The sequence below is a fragment of the Lentzea sp. NPDC059081 genome (assembly GCF_042738015.1).
GTDB lineage: Bacteria > Actinomycetota > Actinomycetes > Mycobacteriales > Pseudonocardiaceae > Lentzea.
The window spans coordinates 208,760-230,877 of record NZ_JBHYGW010000005.1; the positions used below are offsets into that span (position 1 = coordinate 208,760).

At 72.0% G+C, this 22,118-nt stretch carries 20 protein-coding genes; 4 read left to right on the plus strand and 16 right to left on the minus strand.

The genetic code is table 11. The annotated features are described in order from the left end of the window. Positions 1-21 precede the first annotated feature (21 nt). The 9 genes from ACFWV3_RS14135 to ACFWV3_RS14175 all read right to left on the minus strand — a co-directional run bounded on the left by ACFWV3_RS14135 (position 22) and on the right by ACFWV3_RS14175 (position 7,548). On the minus strand, positions 22-693 hold the full coding sequence (locus ACFWV3_RS14135) for an SDR family oxidoreductase (protein ID WP_382411527.1): 672 nt from the start codon (positions 691-693) through the stop codon (positions 22-24). Beyond that, positions 693-1,967, minus strand: a complete 1,275-nt coding sequence (rfaE2, locus tag ACFWV3_RS14140) for a D-glycero-beta-D-manno-heptose 1-phosphate adenylyltransferase (RefSeq protein ID WP_382411528.1) — start codon at positions 1,965-1,967, stop codon at positions 693-695. The genes ACFWV3_RS14135 and rfaE2 overlap by 1 nt, the downstream gene beginning before the upstream one ends. Beyond that, the gene (locus ACFWV3_RS14145; RefSeq protein WP_382411529.1) at positions 1,964-2,539 is read right to left on the minus strand and encodes an SIS domain-containing protein; all 576 of its coding nucleotides are present in this window, start codon (positions 2,537-2,539) and stop codon (positions 1,964-1,966) included. The genes rfaE2 and ACFWV3_RS14145 overlap by 4 nt, the downstream gene beginning before the upstream one ends. Further along, the gene (locus ACFWV3_RS14150) at positions 2,536-3,738 is read right to left on the minus strand and encodes a glycosyltransferase (protein ID WP_382411530.1); all 1,203 of its coding nucleotides are present in this window, start codon (positions 3,736-3,738) and stop codon (positions 2,536-2,538) included. The genes ACFWV3_RS14145 and ACFWV3_RS14150 overlap by 4 nt, the downstream gene beginning before the upstream one ends. Continuing rightward, positions 3,735-4,595 (minus strand): glycosyltransferase, encoded by an 861-nt coding sequence (locus ACFWV3_RS14155; protein WP_382411531.1) that lies wholly within the window; start codon positions 4,593-4,595, stop codon positions 3,735-3,737. Before ACFWV3_RS14155 ends, ACFWV3_RS14150 begins: the two co-directional genes overlap by 4 nt. Further along, positions 4,592-5,575, minus strand: a complete 984-nt coding sequence (locus ACFWV3_RS14160; protein WP_382411532.1) for a glycosyltransferase family 9 protein — start codon at positions 5,573-5,575, stop codon at positions 4,592-4,594. Before ACFWV3_RS14160 ends, ACFWV3_RS14155 begins: the two co-directional genes overlap by 4 nt. Beyond that, complete coding sequence (locus tag ACFWV3_RS14165) at positions 5,572-6,087, minus strand: D-glycero-alpha-D-manno-heptose-1,7-bisphosphate 7-phosphatase (RefSeq protein ID WP_382411533.1); 516 nt, start codon at positions 6,085-6,087, stop codon at positions 5,572-5,574. The genes ACFWV3_RS14160 and ACFWV3_RS14165 overlap by 4 nt, the downstream gene beginning before the upstream one ends. A 76-nt stretch (positions 6,088-6,163) precedes the next feature. Then, positions 6,164-7,156 carry an NAD-dependent epimerase/dehydratase family protein gene (locus ACFWV3_RS14170; RefSeq protein WP_382411534.1) on the minus strand — a complete coding sequence of 331 codons (993 nt, stop codon included), beginning with the start codon at positions 7,154-7,156 and terminating at the stop codon, positions 6,164-6,166. Next, the gene (locus tag ACFWV3_RS14175; protein WP_382411535.1) at positions 7,153-7,548 is read right to left on the minus strand and encodes a ChaB family protein; all 396 of its coding nucleotides are present in this window, start codon (positions 7,546-7,548) and stop codon (positions 7,153-7,155) included. Before ACFWV3_RS14175 ends, ACFWV3_RS14170 begins: the two co-directional genes overlap by 4 nt. A 48-nt stretch (positions 7,549-7,596) precedes the next feature. Here ACFWV3_RS14175 and ACFWV3_RS14180 point away from each other — a divergent pair, with 48 nt between their 5' ends. Continuing rightward, positions 7,597-8,946 carry an aldehyde dehydrogenase family protein gene (locus ACFWV3_RS14180; protein WP_382411536.1) on the plus strand — a complete coding sequence of 450 codons (1,350 nt, stop codon included), beginning with the start codon at positions 7,597-7,599 and terminating at the stop codon, positions 8,944-8,946. Between the two features lie 28 nt (positions 8,947-8,974). Here the strand turns inward: ACFWV3_RS14180 and ACFWV3_RS14185 are convergent, their stop codons facing one another. The 6 genes from ACFWV3_RS14185 to ACFWV3_RS14210 are packed head-to-tail and all read right to left on the minus strand — an operon-like array spanning position 8,975 to position 15,560. Then, on the minus strand, positions 8,975-10,189 hold the full coding sequence (locus tag ACFWV3_RS14185; protein ID WP_382411537.1) for a UDP-glucose dehydrogenase family protein: 1,215 nt from the start codon (positions 10,187-10,189) through the stop codon (positions 8,975-8,977). Beyond that, the gene (locus tag ACFWV3_RS14190; protein WP_382411538.1) at positions 10,150-11,022 is read right to left on the minus strand and encodes a glycosyltransferase family 9 protein; all 873 of its coding nucleotides are present in this window, start codon (positions 11,020-11,022) and stop codon (positions 10,150-10,152) included. The genes ACFWV3_RS14185 and ACFWV3_RS14190 overlap by 40 nt, the downstream gene beginning before the upstream one ends. Next, positions 11,019-11,918: a glycosyltransferase family 2 protein gene (locus ACFWV3_RS14195; protein ID WP_382411539.1), complete on the minus strand. Its 900-nt coding sequence runs from the start codon at positions 11,916-11,918 to the stop codon at positions 11,019-11,021. Before ACFWV3_RS14195 ends, ACFWV3_RS14190 begins: the two co-directional genes overlap by 4 nt. After that, positions 11,915-13,510 (minus strand): carbamoyltransferase, encoded by a 1,596-nt coding sequence (locus tag ACFWV3_RS14200; RefSeq protein WP_382411540.1) that lies wholly within the window; start codon positions 13,508-13,510, stop codon positions 11,915-11,917. The genes ACFWV3_RS14195 and ACFWV3_RS14200 overlap by 4 nt, the downstream gene beginning before the upstream one ends. A 9-nt stretch (positions 13,511-13,519) precedes the next feature. Continuing rightward, positions 13,520-14,437 (minus strand): NAD-dependent epimerase/dehydratase family protein, encoded by a 918-nt coding sequence (locus ACFWV3_RS14205; RefSeq protein ID WP_382411541.1) that lies wholly within the window; start codon positions 14,435-14,437, stop codon positions 13,520-13,522. Then, positions 14,427-15,560, minus strand: coding sequence for a zinc-dependent alcohol dehydrogenase (locus tag ACFWV3_RS14210; protein WP_382411542.1), 1,134 nt, complete (start codon positions 15,558-15,560; stop codon positions 14,427-14,429). Before ACFWV3_RS14210 ends, ACFWV3_RS14205 begins: the two co-directional genes overlap by 11 nt. 152 nt (positions 15,561-15,712) lie before the next feature. On the opposite strand from ACFWV3_RS14210, the gene ACFWV3_RS14215 reads away from it, so the two are divergent. Genes ACFWV3_RS14215 through ACFWV3_RS14225 form a run of 3 tightly spaced genes read left to right on the plus strand, consistent with a single transcriptional unit; the run spans position 15,713 to position 19,881 of the window. Beyond that, entirely contained in the window at positions 15,713-17,968 is a 2,256-nt protein-coding gene (locus tag ACFWV3_RS14215) for a molybdopterin oxidoreductase family protein (protein ID WP_382411543.1), read from the plus strand. Continuing rightward, complete coding sequence (locus ACFWV3_RS14220; protein WP_382411544.1) at positions 17,965-18,384, plus strand: hypothetical protein; 420 nt, start codon at positions 17,965-17,967, stop codon at positions 18,382-18,384. Before ACFWV3_RS14215 ends, ACFWV3_RS14220 begins: the two co-directional genes overlap by 4 nt. Before the next feature lie 3 nt (positions 18,385-18,387). Next, positions 18,388-19,881: an MFS transporter gene (locus ACFWV3_RS14225; protein ID WP_382411545.1), complete on the plus strand. Its 1,494-nt coding sequence runs from the start codon at positions 18,388-18,390 to the stop codon at positions 19,879-19,881. Here the strand turns inward: ACFWV3_RS14225 and ACFWV3_RS14230 are convergent. Further along, positions 19,864-22,101, minus strand: a complete 2,238-nt coding sequence (locus tag ACFWV3_RS14230) for a GH92 family glycosyl hydrolase (protein WP_382411546.1) — start codon at positions 22,099-22,101, stop codon at positions 19,864-19,866. The two genes, ACFWV3_RS14225 and ACFWV3_RS14230, sit on opposite strands and share 18 nt — an antisense overlap. Positions 22,102-22,118: the final 17 nt, after the last annotated feature.

A 22,118-nucleotide genomic window follows, 5' to 3' on the forward strand; every position in this document is an offset into this window, starting at 1 on the left:
CAGGAGCGGTCCGCGGGGAAACTACGGCCAGGACGGCTCTTCCGCGTGAGCCACCACCAGCTCGCGCACCTCGCAGTTCTCCGGCTGGTTCAGCGCGAACACGATCGCCGCCGCCACCCGGTCCGGCGGGTTCAGCTTGTCCAGGTCCTTCGGCCGGTACTGCTCGGTCCGGTCGTCGAAGAAGCTCGTCCGCATCCCGCCGGGCACCACGAGCGTGACGCCGATCTTGCCCGCCGCCTCGGCGGCGAGCGCGCGGGTGAAGCCGACGACGCCGAACTTCGAGGCGCAGTAGGCCGTCGCGTCGCTGACCGCCCGCAACCCGAGGGTGGACGCGACCGTGACCACGCGCCCGTTCTCCAGGTGCGGCAAGGCGGCGCGGGCCACCGCCGCCGTGCCGAACAGGTTGACCTTGACGACCTGTTCCCACTCCTCCGCCGGCACTTCGGCCAGCGTGCCGCACCGGTCGATGCCGGCCGCGGTCACCACGCCGCTGAAGTTGCCGTGGCGCTTGGCCAGCGCGCGCACGGCGGCCTCGGCCGCTCGTCCGTCGGCCAGGTCCACGAGCTCGAAGTCCCCGACGGACGGCGCGGACTTGTCGAGCACCAGCGGTGTCCCGCCGGCCTCGCACACCGCCTCGGCCACGGCCGCTCCCAGACCGCCCGCGCCTCCTGTCACCAGCACGTTGCCCTGCATCAAGCCCTCCTCGACAAGATCTCGGTCGTCGAATGTCCCCGGTGGTACGGCACCACGACGGTGCGTCCGCCCCAGCGCCGCACGACCTCGGTCTCCGGCAGCAGCTCTGCGGTGTAGTCGCCGCCCTTCACCCACACGTCGGGGCGCAGCCGGCCCAGCACGGCCGACGGCGTCTCCTCGCCGAACACGACCACGTCGTCCACGGACTCGAGGGCGCGCAGCACCTCGATCCGCTCGTCCTGGTGGTTGACCGGCCGCCCCTCGCCCTTGAGCCGCCGCACCGACTGGTCGGAGTTGAGGCACACCACCAGGCAGTCGCCGAGCGCCCGTGCAGCCGCCAGCATCCGGACGTGGCCGGGGTGCAGGACGTCGAAGCACCCACCGGTGGCCACCACCGTTCCGCCCCGCTTGCGCACCGCGTCCACAGTGGACGGCAGCGGTGCACGCAAGCCCGAGATGCCGCCGTTCTCGAGGAACTCGGCCGCCGCCGCCACCGCCTCGGCGATCGCCTCGTCGTACGCGGCACCTCCGGCGAGCTCGACCGCCGCGGACACGGCGAACCGGTCCCCCGCACCGCACGGGTCAGCGGCCAGGACCTCCGGCGCGGGCACGGCGACCGGTGTCCCTCCACAGTGGAGCACAGCACCGTCACCACCCATCGTCACCACGACGGCACGCGCCTGCCACCGGTCCAGCAACACCCGCGCGGCCTCGTCGGGATCGCTGGTGTCGCTGAACTTCGTGGCTTCGGCCAAGTTCGGCGTCACGAGCCGCGCCCCCGGCACCGGTGCCGGCCCGCGGGGGTGCGGGTCCCAGACCACCGGCACACGGGCGAGCACCGACCGCAGCCGTTCGTCGCTCAGCAACCCCCGGCCGTAGTCGGACGCCAGCACGAAGTCCGCGGACAGCACCGCGTCCAGCATGTCGTCGGTGACCTGCGGCCGCCCGGAGCCACCGCGGTCGACGCGGGCCAACGACGTTCCGTCGCACCGCAACCGCGTCTTGACCGGAACGGAGTCGACGCGCCCGAACATCGCGGGCACCTCGACCAGCGACCGCAGCCGCTCCCCCGTCGCGTCCTCGGACACCGCGCTGACCAGCAGCACGTCCACGCCGTCCCGCGCGGCCATCGTCGCCGCGAGCGCCGCGCCGCCGGGGCGGGGGTGTTCGGCGGTCACGTCGAGCACGGGAGCGGGGGCGTCGGGGCACAGCCGGGAGACGGTGCCCTCGATGTCGACGTCGAGCAGGGAGTCACCCACCACGACCAGCTTCACGACGCCCTCCGGTACGCCACCGGCAGCGCCGCCTCGAACGCCTCGCACAGCGCGTGCACGGCCACCAGCTGCGCCTCCTGCACGTTGCACGCCTCGCCCGGCAGCGCCAGCACGTCGTCCGCCAGCGCGGCCAGCGGGTTCGGCGCCGAGCCGGTCAGCGCCCACACCACGGCGCCGGCGAGCCTGGCCGCGTGCGCCGCCTCCAGCAGGTTGGGGCTGCTGCCGCTCGTCGACAGCAGGACCACCACGTCGCCCGGCCGCGCGTGGGCCGTCACCTGACGGGCGAAGACCTGGTCGTAGCCGTAGTCGTTGGCGATGGCCGTGACGCTGGACGTCTCCGAGCACAGCGCCAGTGCCGAGAACGGCGCGCGGTCGTGCCGGTAGCGGCCCACCAGTTCGGCGGTGAGGTGCTGGGCCTCGGCGGCGGAACCGCCGTTGCCCGCCGCGAGCAGCCTGCCGCCGTCCAGCAGCAGGCGGGCGAGGGTCGTGCCCCAGCGCCGGACGCGCGGTGCTTGTGCGCGCAGACCTGACAGCGTGTCGGTGAGTCCGTCGAGATGGCTTTCGACCGTCACCGCGCCACCGCCAGACCGTCGGTCGCGCAGACGCGTCCGTAGAGCAGTTCCGTGCGGCTCGCGACCGTGTCCCAGGTGTACCGGGCTTCGACGCGGTCGCGGCCGGCGATGCCGTATGCCATGCAGCGCGAACGGTCCGCGATGACTTGGCGCAGCGCGCGTCCGAGGGCGTGCGGATCGCGTGGCGGCGTGAGCACACCCGTCACGCCGTGGACCACCGTGTCGGTCAAGCCACCGACCGCGGACGCCACCACCGGCACGCCGCACGCCATGGCCTCCAACGGCACGATGCCGAACGGCTCGTACCAGGGCACGCACGCCACGATGTCCGCCGACCGCAGCAGGGCGGGCATGTCCGCCCGGTCCACCTGACCGATCAGGTGCACGCGGTCCGCCACGCCGTGAGCGCGAGCGCAGTCGAGAAGGCGTTGTGCCTCCGGATCTCCCCCCAGATCCCGCGAACCGCCCGCGATCACCAGCTCGGTACCGGACGGCAGCGCGGCGATCAGGTCGTCGAAACCCTTGCGCGGCACCAGCCTGCCGACGGACACGATCCGGTGCGGCGCCGTGCGTTCCGCCACCGGACCGGTCGTGGTGAACGACGTCGTGTCGACACCGCACGGCACCACGGAGATCTTCGACCGCCACAGGCCCATGCCGATCAGCTCGCGCACCTCGTCCTCGCACGTGGCGGCGAGCGCGGCGCACTCCCGTCCGACGAGACGTTCCACCGCGATCCGTTCGGGCGGGCTGGTGTCCTGCGTGCCCTGGTGACGGCGCTTGACCGTGCCCAGCGCGTGGTACGTGTGCACGACGGGAACGCCCGAGCCCCGCGTGGCGAGCACCGAGGCGAGACCGGACATCCAGAAATGACTGTGCACGACATCGGGCACGCCGCCGGGAGCCGCAGACCAGTCCTGCCGCAGGAAGCGCGCGAAGTCGGTCATGTGCGGCAGCAGGTCGTCCTTGGGCAGCTCCCTGGCGGGACCGGCCGGGACGTGCACGACCTCGTAGCCGTCGGGGGTGACGACCCGGCGAGGCAGCCCGCGGGCGTCGCGCCGGGTGTACACCGACACGTCGTGACCTCGCCGCACCAGCGCCGCCGCCAGCGCGGCGACGTGGACGTTCTGCCCTCCCGCGTCGGCACCTCCCAGAGCCGCGAGCGGGCTGGCGTGCTCCGACACCATCGCGATCCTCATCCGATCACCTCCTTCAGCAGCACGTCCCAGTTGCGCAGGAACGCGTCCAGTCCGTAGTGGGCCAGCGCGAACTCGCGAGCCCGCAGTCCCTTCTCCGCGGCGAGCGCCGGATCGGCGACCAGCTCCCGCGTGGCCCGCGCCAGCTCGTCCACATCGGTCGAGATGGCACCGGTCTCCGGTGGCACGGCCCTGATCGCCTCGGTGCTCGCCAGCGCCACCACCGGCATGCCGATGTGCATGGCCTCCAGCAGCGACAGCCCCAGCGACGTCCAGCGCGGCGTGTGCACGTAGACGCGGCGGCGGGCCAGCTCCCGGTGCAGCGACAGGAGGTCGTGGTCTCCCAGACCGCCGATCTCCTCGGTCCCCATGCCGAACACGTCGATCGGGTCGAACCGCGGCAGCAGGTCGGTGCCCACGATCCGCCCGCGCCGCACCGGATCGTTGATCACGGCGGCCGCGCGGGGCAGCTCGCCGGTGTAGAGCGGTCCCGGGTCGACGACGCCGTGCTCGATGACGACGGTCCTGGTGCTGCCGCAGTCCCACATCAGGTCGTTGAAGTGCGTGACGTGGACCAGGGTCCCGTCCCAGTCCGCCAACGGGTGCTGCTGGGCGGGAGTACTCGGCGTGTTGTGCTCCAGGTACACGCATGGCACGTCGTGCGGGATCCGCGACAGTTCCTCCAGACGCTGCACCACGACCACGTCGGCGTCCACATCGGACGATTCGACCTCGGTCGCGCGCCACGGCCGCCCGGCGAGCCCGATGCCGTGCGGTGGGCCGGGAACCAGGTACTCATGCCCGCCCTGGACGAACGAGTGCGTCCACGAACCGTGCACGTGCCACAGCAGAATCCTCACGCCGTCACCTCCGCGACCGCCGCCACGACGTCGGCGGGCTCGACCAGGTCGAGACACGGGTGTCCGGGCACCGGGCACTCGCGCGCCCTCGTGCCGCGGCAGGCGGCGTTCTGGTCACCCAGCAGCACGTGCCTGCCCTGCGGCGCCCACCGGGCGGCCGGGACGACCGGGGCGAACAGCGAGACGACCGGCGTGCCGACGGCCGCCGCGAGGTGGGCGGGGCCGGTGTTGCCGACGACCACCGCGTCCGCACCGGCCAGAACCCCGCTCAGCTCGCGGAAGCTGGTGCGCCCGCCCAGGTCGGTTCCGCACGCGCCCGCGACGTGCTCGGTCAGCCCGGCCTCCGCCGGACCTCCGGTCACGACGACGCGGGACCCGGCCGCGGTCAGGGCGACCACGGCCTTCGCCCACCGGTCGGGCGACCAGGTGCGGGCGGGCGCCGACGCACCGGGGTGCACGACCACGTACGGGTGGTCCAGATCCATCGGAGGAGGCTCGACGACGGCGAGCCGGCCGTCGTCACCTTCCGGCAGCTCGAAACCGGCGGCCCGCGCGATCTCCAGTGCCCGCACCGACTCCGGCACGTCCCGGTCCTCGGTGAGCCGCACGTCGAGCAGCGATCCGGGGTAGTCGACCGACCGCGCCACGATCCTCGGCACACCGGCGAGCCGCAGCATCAACGCCAGCGGCAACGGGCTTTGGTGGAACGAGGTCAGGATCAACGCGACATCGGCGCGGACGCCGTGCACGAGCGCGACGACGGCCTCGACGTCGACGGGACGGACGTCCGGCGCGGGGTGCACGACCCACGGGCACTCCCACTCGACGATCCGCGACACCCCCGGCAGCAGTTCCGCCGCGTGCACGCCGTTCGGCCCGCACAGGACCACGACCTCGCCGGACGCCGCCGCGGCACGCACCGCCGGCCCGGCCAGCAGCACGTCACCGTCGCTGTCGAGCCGGGCGACGAGCGTCCTCACCGGATCATCCGGATCGCCGTCAGGAGGTCGCGCGCGGTGTGCGGGGCCTGCTGCACCTCGTCCGCCCTGGTCACCGGGGTGGGCACCAGCACGGGCACGGCGCCCGCGGCCTGGGCGGCCTCGACGTCCGCGCCGATGTCGCCCACGAACATCGTGCGCGCGGGATGGACGTGCAGCGCCTCGCACGCCGCGAACACCATGCCGGGAGCGGGTTTGCGGCACGCGCAACCGTCGTCGGGATGGTGCGGGCAGATCTGCCAGGTGCCGAAAGGGCCGAGCAGCTCCTCGACCCGCGCGTTGACCGACGCGACCTGCGCCGCGGTGACGAGCCCCCGCCCGATGCCCGACTGGTTGCTGACCACGCCCGTGCGCAGTCCACGGGCTCGCAAGGAGTCCAGCGCGGCTCGCGCGCCGGGCATCGGGGTGACGCGAGCCGGATCGCCGTTGTACGGCACGTCCTCGATGAGAGTGCCGTCGCGGTCGAACAGCACCGCGTCGAAAAGCTCGTCCATAGAGGAGAGTTAGCCTGGAAAAACGGCTTGAAACGCTACTCGCCGAAGCGGTTCTCCCCGCCGATCACCCCGCCGGTCACAGGGCGGGGCTGCCCGGCACGTGGTCACCCTCCCCGATTCCCCGCAGCAGTGCCCGAAGCGCCTCCTCGGCGTCGTGGCGGGGTTCCCAGCCGAGCTCCGCACGGGCGCGCGTCGCGTCCAGCAGCGGCGACTTCAGGGCCAGGTCGACCCATCCAGGGGGCGTCGGCTGCAACCGCAGGCGCCAGCTCACGTTCGCCGCACCCCGCACCAGCCCACCGGGGACGGCCACGTGCCGGCCGCCCAGCGCCCCCGCGAGCGCACGCGGAGTGACGACCGGGTCGGCCACCAGGTTCACCGCGCCCGGCAACCGCTGTCGCAGGATCCGGACCAGCGCGTCGGCCACGTCGTCGGCGTGGACGAACTGCAGCACCAGGTCGCGCGGCAGCGGCAGGACGGGAATCCTGTGCCGGAACAGGGCTTTCGGCACCAGGCCGCCCAGGAAGTAGTCGCGGATCTCCGTTCCGGCGTCCGACTGCAGGATCAGGCCCGGCCGCGGCCGGGAAATGAGCAGGCGCGACTCGAACTGGGTGAGCAGGTGCTCCACCGCGGCCTTGTGCCTGCTGTAGAACGACGACGTGACGCCCCTGGTCGGCCAGGACTCGTCCACACGTCGGTCCTTCGAGCCCGGCGAGTACGCGCCGACGGACGACATGTGCACGAGGTGCGGCACGCCCGCGTCCGCCGCGGCGGCGAAGACCCGGCCGGACCCGGCGACGTTGACCCGGTACGTCAGGCGCTCGTCGCGGGCGGGCTGGATGAGCCACGCCAGGTGCACCACGGCGTCGGCCTTCTCGAACGCGACGGCGAGCGGCTCCTCCGCTCCCGCCTGGCCGATGTCGATCGGCGTCCAGGTCACGCCGCGGTACGGCGGCGCGTCCCCCGGTGACCTGCGCGAGATGCCGTGCACCTCGACGTCGGGTTCGTCGGCGAGCCTGCGCAGGAGTGCCGTGCCCACGTTTCCGGTCGCGCCGGTGACGACGACCTTCACGACCGGGCTCGCGCGGTCTCGCGGTCGTTCGCCTTCTGGAGGGCGTCGACGAGCTCGTCCTTGCTCATCCGCGACCGGCCCTCGACGCCCAGCCGCTTCGCGAGGTCGTAGAGGTGCTGCTTGCTCGCGTTCGCGTCGACACCGCCCGCCGTCTCCCCCTGCTCCGGCGTGCTCCGCTCCGCCTGCGGGTCCGACGGCCCCTTCTCCTGCTTGGCCTCCCAGTGGTCGCCCACCTTCTCGAAGCTGTGCTTCAGCGCGGAGAACGCCGTGCGGTGGGCGCGTTCACCCTCCCCGTAGGTCTCGACCGCCGAGTCGTGCGCCTTGATCCACGTCCGCTGCGCCTTCTCCGGTGAGCGCGCCACCGTGCTGGGCAGCTCCTGACGTCCGGGCATGGGTGCTCCTCCCAGGTTTCGACCTGCGCTGACGGGTACCCGCCAGCCATGACCGCCATGCACGCCATCGACGTCCACAGCCCGCGCGACTCGCAGCTGGTCGGCTGGCTCCCCACCGCGACACCGGCGGAGGTGACCGCCGCGCTGACCACCGCTCGTTCCGCCTTTCCTTCCTGGGCCGCGACTTCGGCCGCCGACCGCGGTGCCGCGCTGCGGGACGCGGCGTTGTCGTTGCGCGCACGGGCGAACGACCTCGCGACGGTCGTGGAGACGGAGACGGGACGGCCGTTCGCGTCGGCCCGTGAAGGAGTCCTGGCCGGCGTGTCGACGTTGGAGCAGTACGCCGAGCTCGGTCCGGTCCACCGTGGACGGTCGCTGCTCGGCTCCGCGGTCGACTTCATGGTCCCCGAACCGCGCGGCGTGGTCGTGGCGCTGACCCCGTGGAACGACCCGGTAGCGGTGGCCTGCGGACTCCTGGGCGCCGCGGTGGTCACGGGCAACGTCGTGGTGCACAAGCCGAGCGAGCGCTGTCCGCACACCGGTCTGCTGCTGGCGACCGCCATCGCCGGTTGTTTCCCCTCCGGGGTGGTGCAGACCCTCGTGGGCGACGGAGAGGTCGGCGACGCGCTGGTGCGGTCGGCGGAGACCGACCTCGTCGCGCACGTCGGCAGCACCGCGACCGGACGGGCCATCGCGCGCGTCTCGTCGGCGAAGCTGGTGCTGGAGAACGGCGGCAACGACCCGTTGATCGTCGACGACGACGTGGACCCGGAGTGGGCGGCGGCGCAGGCGGCGCTCGGGGCGTTCACCAACGCCGGCCAGATCTGCACGTCGGTCGAGCGCGTCTACCTGCACAAGGCGGTAGCCGCCCCGTTCCTCGACGCGCTGTGCGAGCAGGCCAGGTCGTGGAACGACGACCCGCAGCCGCTCGTCGACACCCGGCAGCGCGAGGCCGTGCACGACCAGGTGGCCGACGCGCTCGCGGCAGGTGCGTCCGCGCTGGTCGGCGGCGCGGTCCCGGAGGGTGCCGGCGCGTACTACCCGGCGACGGTGCTGGCGGACTGCTCGAGCGCCATGAGGGTGATGTGCGAGGAGACCTTCGGCCCGGTCGCGCCGGTGCAGCTGGTGTCGTCGTTCGACGAGGCGCTGGCCGAGGCCTGCTCCGGCGAGTACGGGCTGGCCGCGACGGTCCTCACCGGGTCGATGGAACACGCGCACCGGGCGTGGCGGGCGCTGCCGGTCGGAACGGTGAAGGTCAACGCCGTGTTCGGTGGCGCACCGGGTGGTGCGGCCCAGCCGCGGGGCGCGTCCGGCACGGGGTTCGGGTACGGCCCCGAGCTGCTCGACGAGATGACGACGACCAAGGTGGTGCACCTCGGCCTGCCCGGTCTCATGTGAGCAGGGGCGGGTGAGCAGGGGCGCGTGCTCAGCGCCCGGTCGTGACCAGCCGGAAGCCCGCCTCGGTGACCTTGTCCCGCGGCAGGGCGTTCCGGGTGTCGAAGATCAGCGGGTTCCTGGTGCGGGCGACCAGCTCCGGCCAGTCCAGCTCGGCGAACTCCGGCCACTCCGTGAGCACCAGCAACGCGTCCACGCCGTCCGCCGCCTCGGCCGCGCTCCCCACGACCGTGATACCGGGCCTGCCCCGCGTCACGCACGGGTCGTAGGCGCGCAGGACCGCGCCCTCCTCGGACAGGATCCGCGCGACCACCAACGCGGGTGAGTCGCGCAGGTCGTCGGTCCCGGCCTTGAACGTCAGTCCCAGCAACCCGATCCGCTTGCCGGCGAGCGCGCCGACCTCGGCGCGCAACCGGTCGACGACGCGCTGCGGCTGCCGGCGGTTGGTGCTGATCGCCGCGTCCAGCGTGGCGAAGTCGACGCCGGCGGACCGGGCCGTAGCGAGCAACGCCAGGGTGTCCTTGGGCAGGCACGAACCGCCCCAGCCCGGTCCGGGCGCGAGGCACGACTCGCCGATCCGGTCGTCCAGCCGCATGCCCTCGGTGACGCCGTCGACGTCGGCGCCGACGTTCTCGCACAGCTCGGCGATCGTGTTGACGTACGAGAGCTTCAGCGCGAGGAAGCAGTTGCTGGCGTACTTCACCAGCTCGGCACTCGTGGTGTCGGTGAGGACGACCGGCGCACCGGTTCTCGCGTAGAGCTCCGCCACCTCGCCCGCCCGCCGCTCGTCCTGAGCACCGACCACGATCCGTTGCGGCCGGAGGAAGTCTTCGACGGCGTGGCCCTCGCGCAGGAACTCCGGGTTCGACACGACACCGGGATGCCTCGCCGCGGTGCCGACCGGGACCGTGGACTTCAGCACGACCGGCGTCGACGCCGCGGCGAGCACGTCCTCGACGGCGGACAGGTCCGCCTCGCCGTCGGTACCGGTCGGCGTCGGGACGCAGACGAACGTGAAGTCCACATCGGACAGTGCGTTGCCGGTCGTGAACGTCAGCCCGCCGCCGTCCAGTCCCTCGGCGACGAGCTCGGTCAGTCCCGGCTCGCGCAGCGGGACCTCGCCGTCGCGAAGAGCCGCGATCTTCGCCTCGTCGACGTCCGCACAGGTCACGTGGTGACCGAGGTGCGCGAAGCAGGCGGCCGTCGTCAGACCGACGTAACCCGCGCCGATGACTCCGATGCGCACAGCACACCTCCTACCGCGTCGAGGACTTCCGCCGGGGTGATCTCCAGCAGACCGGGATCCGGTTCGCCGGCGAACGTGTCCCCGGTCCTGCCGTGCCACAACGCCCGGTGCGGGCCGCGCAGCGGACCCCACAGCCCTGGGGACACCGGTCCGAACACCAACACCGACGGCGTCCGGTAAGCGGTGGCGACGTGCGCGACACCGGTGTCGCCGCAGATCACCAGGCGAGCGGTCGCGACGAGGTCCATGAGCTCGGACAGGCTGCCCGCGAACGGCTCCGGCGCGATCCGCCGGGCGAGGTCGAGCTCGCCGGGGCCGGCCGTCACCACGACCTCGGAACCCAGCTCACGGGCGACGGCCGCGTACCGCTCGACCGGCCACCTGCGGGCGCCGGTGCTGGCACCGGGGTGGATGACGATCCTGTCGCCGCGCTCACCGACCGGACGCAGGCGGAAGTCGTAGGGATCGCAACGGATGCCGTGCCGCTGCAGCAGCCCGCACCACCGCAGCACCTCGTGCCGTTCCGACGGCCAGTTGTCCTGCCCGTACGTGACGAGATGACGCGGGGCCGTGGCCTTCAGCAGTTCCACGCTCTGCGGTCCCCTGCCGTGCAGGTTGACCGCCAGGTCGGGTTCGGCGAAGTCGATCGGGGCCAGTTCCGCGGTCGGCAGCAACCGGTCCACGGCGTCGATGCGCTCCACGGCGTCCGCCAGCCAGGCCGGCGCCGCGAGCATGATCTCCGCCCGCGGGAACGCGAACCGCAGCCCGCGCAACGCGGGCACGGCCGTCAGCAGGTCGCCCAGCCCGAGTGCCCGCAGCACCAGGATCCTCACGGCCGCGCCTTCCGGTGCCGCACCTCGCCGCGCAGCCGGTGCCAGCAGGCGACCAGCGGGATCACCGCGCTGGTCACGGCCATCCGCACCACCTCACCCGCCGTGCGCGGTCCCGGCGCGATCCGCTCCGCCGCGAACCAGGCCGTGCGGCCCGCCCACACCAGGGCCAGCGCGCCCGCGACCCTCCGCCACCGCAACGCTCCACAGAGGACAGCCAGCAGCCCGGCCGCCGTGGTGATCGCGTGCGACCGCAACCGGCCGGGCGCACCGCCGATGCGCGACCGCCACCGCGAGCCCGCCAACCGGCGCATCAGTGCGTCGTCGGCGTTGCCGCGCTGGTCGCGCACGCTGGTCAGGAACGTGGCGGGCTTCACCGGGTGCGTCGTGACCCTGGCCCCGCGCACGATCCGGTACCCGCGGTCCTGCACGCGCAAGGCCAGCTCGGCGTCCTCGCGGTAGGCGCGCGGGAACCGTTCGTCGAAACCACCGGCACGGGCGAGAGCCTCCCGGCGGTACGCCATGTCCGCGGTGATCCAGTGCGCCGAGGCGAGGCCGGCCGTGCCGCGTTCGGCGTCGGTCGGCCTGCGGTCCTCGGGCAACGGCACGACGATCCGCGCCTGGCTCGCCCCGACGTCGTCGGGCAGCCCCTCGATGTCGGCCCAGAGCCGCTCTTTCCAGTCCGGGGCGAGCACGACGTCGTCGTCGACGAACGCCACCCAGTCGCCGCGCGCCTCCCGCCACCCGGTGTTGCGCGCCGCCGCCGGGCCCAGCCGCGTCTCGCGGTCGTCCACGACGATGATCTCGCACGGGTCCGGGCCGGTGCCCGCGACCAACGCGTCGATCAGGACGTCCAGGTTCGGACGTCCCACGGTGGGGATCACGACCGAGTAGCTCATCGGCGCACCACGTACGGGCCGATGGCGAGCAGGTCCACGGGCGAGGAACCGAAGCACTCCAAGGCGTCGCGCGGGGTGTCGACCATCGGCCTGCCCGCGGTGTTGAGGCTGGTGTTCACGACCACGGGCACGCCGCTGCGCGCCTCGAACTCGCGCAACATCCTTTCCAGCAACGGGTCGCCGTCGACGGTCTGGGCCCGCGCGGTGCCGTCGACATGCACCACGGCCGGAATCCGGCCGGCCCACTCCGGGCGGACGTCGTGCACGAAAAGCATGTACGGGCTGGGAATCGGCCCGCGCGTGAACACGTCGGCGGCCCGGTCGGCGAGCACCATCGGCGCCACCGGCCGGAACTGCTCGCGTCCCTTCACGTCGTTGAGCCGGGTCAGGTTCTCGGCGTGGCAGGGGTTCGCGAGCAACGAACGGCGCCCCAGCGCCCGCGGGCCGTACTCGCTGCGGCCCTGGAACCACGCCACGATCTTGTCGGCGGCCAACGCCTCGGCGACCTCCACGGCGACGTCGGCGGGCTTCTCGAACGGAACCGCCGCCACCCGCAGCACCGACTCGATCTCCTCGTCGGTGAAGCCCCTGCCGAGATCCGCCCCCGGCATCGCAGCGACGGTGTCGGACGTCGTGGCCAGTGCGGCGCCCAGTGCGGTCCCGGCGTCCCCCGCCGCGGGCTGCACCCAGACCTCGTCGAACGGGCCCTCGGCGAAGATCCGCGTGTTCGCCACGCAGTTCAGCGCGACTCCCCCGGCCATCGTCAGCCGCGTCTCGCCGGTGCGGTCGTGCAGCCAGACCGCGAGGTCCAGCAAGACCTCCTCGAGCCGCACCTGCACGCTCGCGGCCAGCTCGGCGTGCTCCTGCCCCAGCTCCCAGTCCTTCGTGCGCTGCTTGGCGAGCGTGCTCCAGTCCAGCGGCCGGATCTCGAAGCCGCCGTCGCGCACCAGCACGTGCTCGCGCATCAGGTCGAGGTGCACGGGCTTCGCGTGGGAGGCCAGCGCCATCACCTTGTACTCGTCGCTCGACCGCAGGAAGCCCAGGTGTTCGGTCAGGTCCTCGTACATCAGGCCGAGCGAGTGCGGCAGCCGTTGCGAGGCGAACGTCGTCAGCTCCTGGTCGACGTACCGGCCGGCGAGGTGCGAGCCGCACTCCCCGCGCCCGTCGGCGACCAGCACGGCGCAGTTGCCCCCGAACGGCGCGGCGAGGCCGGTCGACGCGGCGTGCGCGACGTGGTGCGGCACGAACCGCACGATCTCGGGGTCGAGTCCGGGCAACGCCGTCGCGAGGAACTCCGGTGCCCGCCGCGCATAGGTCGTCCGCAGTTCCTCCCACGGCGCGTACTCGGCGTCCACCAAGGACGGGTCGTAGGAGTACGCCACGGCGTCGAGGTCGGCGGGACCGATCCCCGCGTGGTCCAGGCACCAGCGCGCCGACAGCTCCGGCAGCTCCCACGTGGAGAACGGCACGGGCCGCTTGCCGTGCTTGCGGCGGGAGAACCGTTCCTCCTCCGCCGCCGCGACGACCTTCCCGTCGACCACGAGCGCCGCCGCCGGGTCGTGGAACACCGCGTTGATCCCGAGAACTCGCATGAGCAGCGGCTACCCGGCGAAATCCCGGACAAACGAGCGCAGTCCGTCTTCCAGCGCGACGGTGGGGCTCCAGCCGAGAACCTCGCGTGCCAGCGCGATGTCCGGACGCCGGCGGCGCGGGTCGTCCTGCATGGACTCGACGTGACGCACGACCGACGAACTGCCGGTGACCTCGATCGTCCGCCGGGCGACGTCGAGGACCGTGACCTCGGCGGGGTTGCCGAGGTTGATCGGTCCCGGGTGGTCGCTGCCGGCCATCGCGAGCAGCCCGCGCACCAGGTCGTCCACGTGGCACAGGGATCTCGTCTGCAGCCCGTCCCCGTGGACGGTCAGCGGTTCCCCGGCCAGTGCCTGCCGCACGAAGGTGGGGATCATCCGGCCGTCGTGCGCGCGCATCCGCGGGCCGTAGGTGTTGAAGATCCGCACGATCCCGGCGTCGACGCCGTGTTCCGCCCGGAACGCCACGGTCATCGCCTCGCCGAACCGCTTGGCCTCGTCGTAGACGCTGCGCGGCCCGATGGGGTTCACGTGCCCCCAGTACGACTCCCGCTGCGGATGCTCCTCGGGGTCGCCGTACACCTCGCTCGTGGACGCGACGACCACGCGGGCGTCCTTGCGGCAGGCCAGGTCCAGCGCGTGGTACGTGCCGAACCCGCCCGTGCGCAGGGTGTCCACGGGCGTGCGCAGGTAGTCGGCAGGCGAGGCGGGGCAGGCCAGGTGCAGCACGAGGTCGACCGGTCCGAGCAGGTCGAGCGGCCGGGACACGTCGGCCACCACCACGCCCGCACCGGCCGGCACGTTGTCCCGCGAGCCGCTGCGGAACGAGTCCACGCAGACCACGCGCGCGCCCTCGGCCAGCAACGCCTCGCAGACGTGCGACCCGAGGAACCCCGCCCCGCCGGTGACGACGACGCGCTCAGGCGACATCGAGGACCGTCTTCAGCCAGCCGTCCTCCCGCAGGTCGAACGTCTTGTAGGCCTCGATCGCGGCCGACGGCTTCTCGTGCTGCGTGATGAACCGCAGCGGGTCGACGGCACCGGTCAGCACGAGGTCCAGCAGGCGCGGCACGTACCGGCGGTGGTTGCAGTTGCCCATCCGCAGCGTGAGGTTCTTGTTCATCGCCGCGCCGATCGGGAACCGGTCGAACCCCGGCGGGTAGACGCCGATGATCCCGATCGACCCGGCCTTCGCCACGAGCTCGACCGCCCAGTCGACGGCCTGCCGCGGTGCGTCACCGGGCTTCCACTGCTCGTCCGTGCGCTCACCGGGTGCCTCGGCGTCGACGCCGACCGCCTCGATCACGCGGTCCGGCCCGATCCCTCCGGTCAGGTCCTTGACGACCTCGACGGGGTCCTCCTCGTTGAAGTTCACCGTCTCCGCGTTCTGCGCCCGCGCGATGTCCAGCCTGGACGCGATGCCGTCGACGACGATCACGCGTCCGGCGCCCTGCCGCTTGGCCGAGGCGATCGCGAACTGCCCGACCACACCCGCGCCCAGCACGAGCACGGTGTCCCCGGAGCCGACCTCGGCGAGCCGCGACCCGAACCACGCCGTCGGGAAGATGTCCGACACCAGGATCGCCTGGTCGTCGCTCACGCCGTCCGGCACCCGCACCAGCGTCGTCATGGCGTACGGGATGCGGGCGCGTTCCGCCTGCAGGCCGTTGACCGGGCCCGTCGACTTCGGGCCGCCGAAGAAGCAGGTGCCGGCCTCCGGCCCGTTCGGGTTGGCGGTGTCGCACTGGGCGTAGTAGCCGGCACGGCAGTAGGAACACGTGCCGCAGCCGACGGTCGAGGTCACCACCACGCGGTCGCCGGGCGTGAACCCGCGCACCGCGGCACCGACCTCCTCGACGACGCCGACGGCCTCGTGGCCGAGCACCGTGCCCTCGGCCATGTCCGGCATCGTGCCGCGCACCATGTGCAGGTCGGTGCCGCAGATGGCGCTGCGGGTGATCCGGATGACCGCGTCGGTGGGTTCCTGGATCTTCGGGTCCGCCACGTCGTCGAGCCGGATGTCGCCCGTGCCGTGCCACACAACTGCCTTCACGTCGTTCTCCTCCCGTTTGGTGAGCGATTCCCTGGAGGGGTCGAGGCAAACACCCGGCCCCTTCCGGTGAATTTCCTGGACATTGACCCGCAGAACGGACAAAGCGGCTGACCACGGGTTTTGGCCTGGGAGCAGCGGGTACCGCCACCTCCGTGGATCGCATCGCCGACGTATGGGGAGCCCGCACTCCGCACGGACGCGGGGCGAACTGGCCGGTGCGAGTCGACCAGCAGCTGGCGGACGGCGTCAGGGAGTCCGATGTGGACCGCTGGGTCCAGTCGGCCTGCGTGCTCTGCAGCAACGGCTGCGGCTGCGACATCGCCGTCAAGGACGGCGAGGTCGTCGGTGTTCGCGGACGGGCGGACGACGTCGTGAACCACGGCCGCATGGGCCCCAAAGGCCTCTACGGCTCCTGGCAGGCGCACGGCAAGGACCGGTTGACCACACCGCTGATCCGCCGCGGCGGCGAGCTGGTGGAAACCGGCTGGGACACCGCGATGAGCGCGATCGTCCACCGCTCCCGGCAACTGTTGGAGGACATCGGACCGCTCTCGCACGGTTTCTACACGAGCGGGCAGCTGTTCCTCGAGGAGTACTACACCCTGGGCGTGATCGGCAAAGCCGGCATCGGCACGCCGCACATGGACGGCAACACCCGGCTCTGCACCGCGACGGCCGCCGCGGCGTTGAAGGAGACCTTCGGCTCGGACGGCCAGCCCGCCTGCCACGCCGACATCGACCTGTGCGACGCGATTTTCCTGTACGGGCACAACATGGCCGCCACGCAGACGGTGATGTGGGCGCGCGTGCTCGACCGGATCGAGGGACCGGACCGGCCGCTGGTGGTCGTCGTGGACCCCCGCCGGACCCCGACCGCCGAGGCCGCCGACGTGCACCTGGCGCCGTTGCCCGGCACGAACCAGGCACTGCTGAACGGCCTGCTGCGCTCGGTGATCGAGAACGGCTGGGTCGACCGCGACTACGTCTCCGCGCACACGCTCGGCTTCGACGAGCTCAAGGCGACCGTCGAGCCGTACACGCCGCAGCGCGTGGCCGAGATCTGCCGCGTCTCCCCCGCCGACCTGCTGCGGGCCGCCGAGATCTTCGGCACCTCGCGGCGCGTGCTCTCGACCGTGCTGCAGGGCTTCTACCAGTCGCACCAGGCCACCGCCGCGTCGTGCCAGGTCAACAACCTGCACCTGCTGCGCGGCCTGATCGGCGCCCCCGGCAGCGGCGTGCTGCAGATGAACGGCCAGCCCACCGCGCAGAACACCCGTGAGGCGGGCGCGAACGGCGACCTGCCCGGCTTCCGCAACTGGAACAACCCCGACCACGTCCGGCAGCTCGCCGAGCTGTGGAACGTCGACCCGCTGACCATCCCGCACTGGGCACCACCGACGCACGCGATGCAGATCTGGCGCTACGCCGAGCAGGCGTCGATCCAGCTCCTGTGGATCTCCGCGACGAACCCGGCGGTGTCGCTGCCGGAGCTCTCCCGCATCAGGAGGATCCTGCGGAACGAGGACCTCTTCGTGGTCGTGCAGGACGCGTTCCGCACCGAGACCACCGAACTGGCCGACGTCGTGCTGCCCGCGGCCATGTGGGGCGAGAAGCAGGGCACGTTCACGAACCTCTCCCGCGTCGTGCACCTGTCGGAGCAGGCCGTCGAACCGCCGGGCGAGGCCCGCAGCGACCTCGACATCTTCCTGGACTACGCGCACCGCATGGGTTTCCGCGACCGCGACGGCGACCCGTTGGTCAAGTGGAAGGACGCGGAGGGCGCGTTCGACGCGTGGCGCGAGTGCAGCCGCGGCCGTCCGTGCGACTACACCCACCTCTCGTACGAGAAGCTGCGCGGTGGCAGCGGAATCCAGTGGGGCGGCGAACGTCTGTACACCGACGGCGTTTTCCCGACCGACGCGGACCTCTGCGAGGACTACGGCCACGACCTGCTGACCGGCGCGTCGACCACGCCGGCCGACTACCGGGCCCGGCGTCCCGACGGACGTGCGTTCCTGAAGGCGGCCGAGTACACGCCCGCCCCGGAACAGCCGAGCGACGAGTACCCGTTCCTCGGCACGACCGGGCGGTCGGTGTACCACTTCCACACCCGCACCAAGACCAAGCGCGCCCCTGAGCTGCAGAACGCGGCGCCGAGGCCGTGGGTGGAGATCTCGGTGGCCGACGCGGGTGACCTCGGGGTGGCCGAGGGAGACGTCGTCCGCGTCGAGTCCGAACGCGGCGGCGTCGAGGTTCCGGTCCGAATAGGACGGTGCAGGGACGGCGTGGTGTTCCTGCCGTTCCACTACGGCTTCCAGGCGGCCAACGAGGTGACGCACACCGAGTGGGACCCGGTGTCGAAACAACCGATGTTCAAGATCAGCGCTGTGCGGATCAGGAGGGTGTGACCGTGCTCCTCGCCCACCACCTCGGTGTCCTGCACGAGACGTTGCGGACGCTGGCCGGCACGTTCCGCGAGATCGCGGACCGCCACGGCGACGAACCCGACGTGAAGCACACCTGCGCGCTGCTGGCGCGCCGGATCGACGGACAGGCGGAGCTGCTGCGCCCGGTCGTCGACCGCTACGGCGAGAGCGACCCCGACGACCCGGACCTGCTGCGCGACCTGCAGGACCTGTACGCGCTGGCGTCGTTCACGGACATCGTCTGGACGGTCGTCGGCCAGGCCGCGCAGGGGTTGCGCGACGAGGAGCTCATCGACGTCGTGAGCTCGTGCGAGCAGGACACCGCACGGCAGCTCGCGTGGCTGAAGACGCGGATCAAGCAGAGCGCCCCGCAGGCGCTCATCGCGGCGAGGGGTTGAGAAATGGCAGAAGCCGGTGTGCGCACGCTGATTCCCGCGAGGATCGACAGGCTCCCCTGGTCACCGTTCCACACGCGGATGGTCATCGCGCTGGGGGTCGCGTGGATCCTCGACGGCCTGGAGATCACGGTCGCCAGCGCGATCGCCGACACCCTGACCAAACCGGAGACGCTGGGCCTGTCCTCCACCGCGGTCGGCCTGCTGGCCACGGTGTACCTGATCGGCGAGGTCGTCGGAGCGCTGTACTTCGGCCACCTCTCCGACAAGCTGGGACGCCGCAAGCTCTTCATGCTGACGCTGGGCGTCTACCTGGTCGGGTCCGGCCTCACCGCGCTGACGCTGGGCAACGGCGCGGGGTGGGTGGTGTTCCTGTACCTCACCAGGTTCATCGCCGGCATGGGCATCGGCGGTGAGTACGCCGCGATCAACTCGGCGATCGACGAGCTGATCCCCGCGCGCTTCCGCGGCCGCGTCGACATCGCCGTGAACGGCACCTACTGGGCGGGCGCGGTGCTCGGCACGCTCGGTTCGTTCATCCTGCTCAACCAGGTCGACCTGGCCCTCGGCTGGCGGCTCGGGTTCCTCATCGGACCGGTGCTGGGCCTGGTGATCCTGGTCGTGCGCCGCCACCTGCCGGAGAGCCCGCGGTGGCAGATCATGCACGGCCGCACCGAGGAGGCCGAGACGACGATCGCCGGCATCGAGGAGGAGGTCGAGAAGGAGTCCGGCTCGAAGCTGCCCGCGGTCGACGAGAAGAAGGCCATCGAGGTCACACCGGCCGAGCAGATCGGCTACCTGGCACTGGCCCGCGTGCTGTTCCGCGAGTACCCGAGCCGCGCGGTCCTCGGCGCCACGCTGATGGTCACGCAGTCGTTCCTCTACAACGCGATCTTCTTCACCTACACGCTGGTGCTCGGCAAGTTCTACGGCGTGCCGTCCGAGGTCACGCCGCTGTACCTGATCGCGTTCGCGGTCGGCAACCTGGTCGGCCCGTTCACCATCGGGCACCTGTTCGACACCATCGGCCGCCGCCGCATGCTGTTCCTGACCTACACGGTCTCCGGCGCGCTGCTCGCCGTCACCGCGATCCTGTTCTACGCCGGTGCGTTGAACGCGATCACGCAGACCGTCGCGTGGTGCGTGATCTTCTTCTTCGCCTCGGCCGGTGCCAGTGCCGCGTACCTGACGGTCAGCGAGATCTTCCCGCTGGAGGTCCGCGCGAAGGCGATCGGCGTCTTCTTCGCCATCGCGCAGTGCTTCGGCGCCCTCGGCCCGGTGATCTACGGCGCGCTGATCGGCACCGGTGACCAGCCCGTGCGGTTGTTCATCGGCTACCTGGTCGGTGCCGTGATCATGGTCGCGGGCGGGCTGGTCGCGCGGTTCCTCGCGGTGGACGCGGAGAACAAGTCGCTGGAGGACATCGCGATGCCGCTCTCGGCCACCGCACGACGTGGCGGTACCCGAGCGGAAGGCGCCGCGTCACCCTTCAAGACGTGAGACCAGCACTCCCCCGCGGTCGACGAACGACTCCGGCAGCCACGGCTGGTCGACCTTCCGGCCGTTCCAGCGGGTCTCCGCGAGATGGATGCCCGGAGTGCCGGCGGCCAGGATCGTGATGTTCTTCTTCGTGATCCTGGCCTTCGGGAACATCGGGCTCGACAGGTGCAGCTCGGCGCTGCTGGGCGTGCGCGGGTACAGACCCAGCGCGGCGAAGACGTACCAGGCGGACATCGTGCCCAGGTCGTCGTTGCCCGGCAGGCCCGACGGGCCGGTCTTGTAGACGAGGCTCGCCATCGCCCGCACGGTCTCCTGGGTCTTCCGCGGCTGGCCCAGCTCGTTGTAGATCCACGGGGTGTGGATGCCCGGCTCGTTGGTCGGGTCGTAGCGCAGCGCGTCACCGCCGGTCGCCCACGAGCCGTCCGCGCGGTGGAAGAACGCGTCGAGCCGGGCGGTTGCGGCCTCGTCGCCGCCCATCGCCTCGGAGAGTCCTGCGATGTCGTGCGGGACCATCCAGGTGTAGGTGGCGCTGCTGCCCTGCGCGAAGCCCTGGTCAGACGCCGGGTTGAACGGCGTCACCCACGTGCCGTCGGCCCTGCGCGCCTGCTGGTGACCGGTCTCCGGGTTGAACGTGTTGCGCCACCAGCCCGCGCGCTGCTCCATCTCGGCGCTCGGGGTGCCGAGCCGGCGGCCCAGGTCGGCGAGCGCCTGGTCCGCCACCGAGTCCTCCAGGGTCTCGGCGGCGCCGCCCCAGCAGTGACACGTGTCGTGCGGCGCGTAGCCGAGTCTCATGTACTCGGCGAGGTTCGGGCGTTGCCCCTCGCACTGGCCGGGGCAGCCCTTGTCGGACAGGCCGTCCGGGTGCGGGACGGTGGCCTGGCGCAGCAGCGAGTCGTAGGCCGCGCGCACGTCGAAGTTCCTGGCGCCCATGGCGTACATGCCCGCGACGGCCGGTGCGGACGGGTCGCCGGTCATGACGTGCGTCGGACCGGTGATGTGGACCCAGCGGTCCCAGATCCCGCCGTTGCTCCGGGAGATCTCCAGCAACGACTGGGCGTAGTCGCTCGCGACGTCCGGTGCCAGCAGGGCGAGCAGCTGGGTGTGGGCGCGGTACTGGTCCCAGCCGGAGAAGTTGCCGTACCGCGTCGGACGGCCGGCGTCGGTGATCACGTTGGGCTGCAGGAAGGTGTGGTAGAGCGCGGTGTAGAAGACCGTCCGCTCGTCGGTGGTCCCGCCGTCGACCTCGACCGCGCGCAACTGCTTGGCCCAGGCCTCCTTCGCTTCCCTCGCCACGACGGCGACGGTCGCGCGCGGCGGGATCTCGGCCGCGAGGTTGCGCTTGGCCGCGTCGAGACTCGTGTAGGAGATTCCGACGCGCATCCGCACCCGACTGTCCGCGAAGGACACGTACCCGCCGGACCCCTTGCCCGCGCGCGCACTTCCGGTCAGGTAGCCCTCGCCGCCGCTCGCCGTCGTCGTGCCCGGCCTCAGCTCGCTGTCGACCCACGTGCCGTAGTTGGCGATCGGACGGTCGAACGACGCCGTGAAGTGCAGGCGGTAGTAGGTCTTCTGGTTGTTCGTGCCGCCGTTCGCTCGCCGGCCGCAGAACGCGCCCGTGAGCACCGAGCCCGAGACGGAGTTCGTCGCCGGGTCGATGGTGATGTCGGCGTCCTCGCTGCCGTTGAGCGAGTTCGAGGTGCGGAACAGCAGTGATCCGTTCACGGGGAACGTGAACTCGCCGACGCCCGCGCGCGTCGACACGGACAGGTCCGCCGTCGCACCGGACTTCAGGCCCACCCGGTACCGGCCGGGTTCCGCGGTCTCGTCGTCGTGCGAGAAGTCGCTCGCGAAGATCTGGTCCTTGGTGTCCGCGGTCGGCGACGACGTGACGTCACCGACGAACGGCATGATCGGCACGTCACCCGCGGCACCGGGGTGGCAGCCCGCGCCGTTGACGTGCGTGAGGCTGAACCCGCGCACCCTCGTGGCGTCGTGGGCGTACCCGTTGGCGGCGCCCGTGTTCGTCTGGTCGCCGCGGGTCGACGTGGGACTCCACGAGATCATCCCGAACGGCCGCACCGCGCCGGGGTAGGTGTTGCCGCCGCCCGCCGAGCCGATCAGCGGGTCGACGTACCGGGTGTCGTCTCTCACCGCCGCACTCGCGGGAGTCGCCAGCGCGGCGGTGAGGACCAGGACCAGGGTGACCGGGAGCGCTCTCACGTTCCGGGACCCTAACC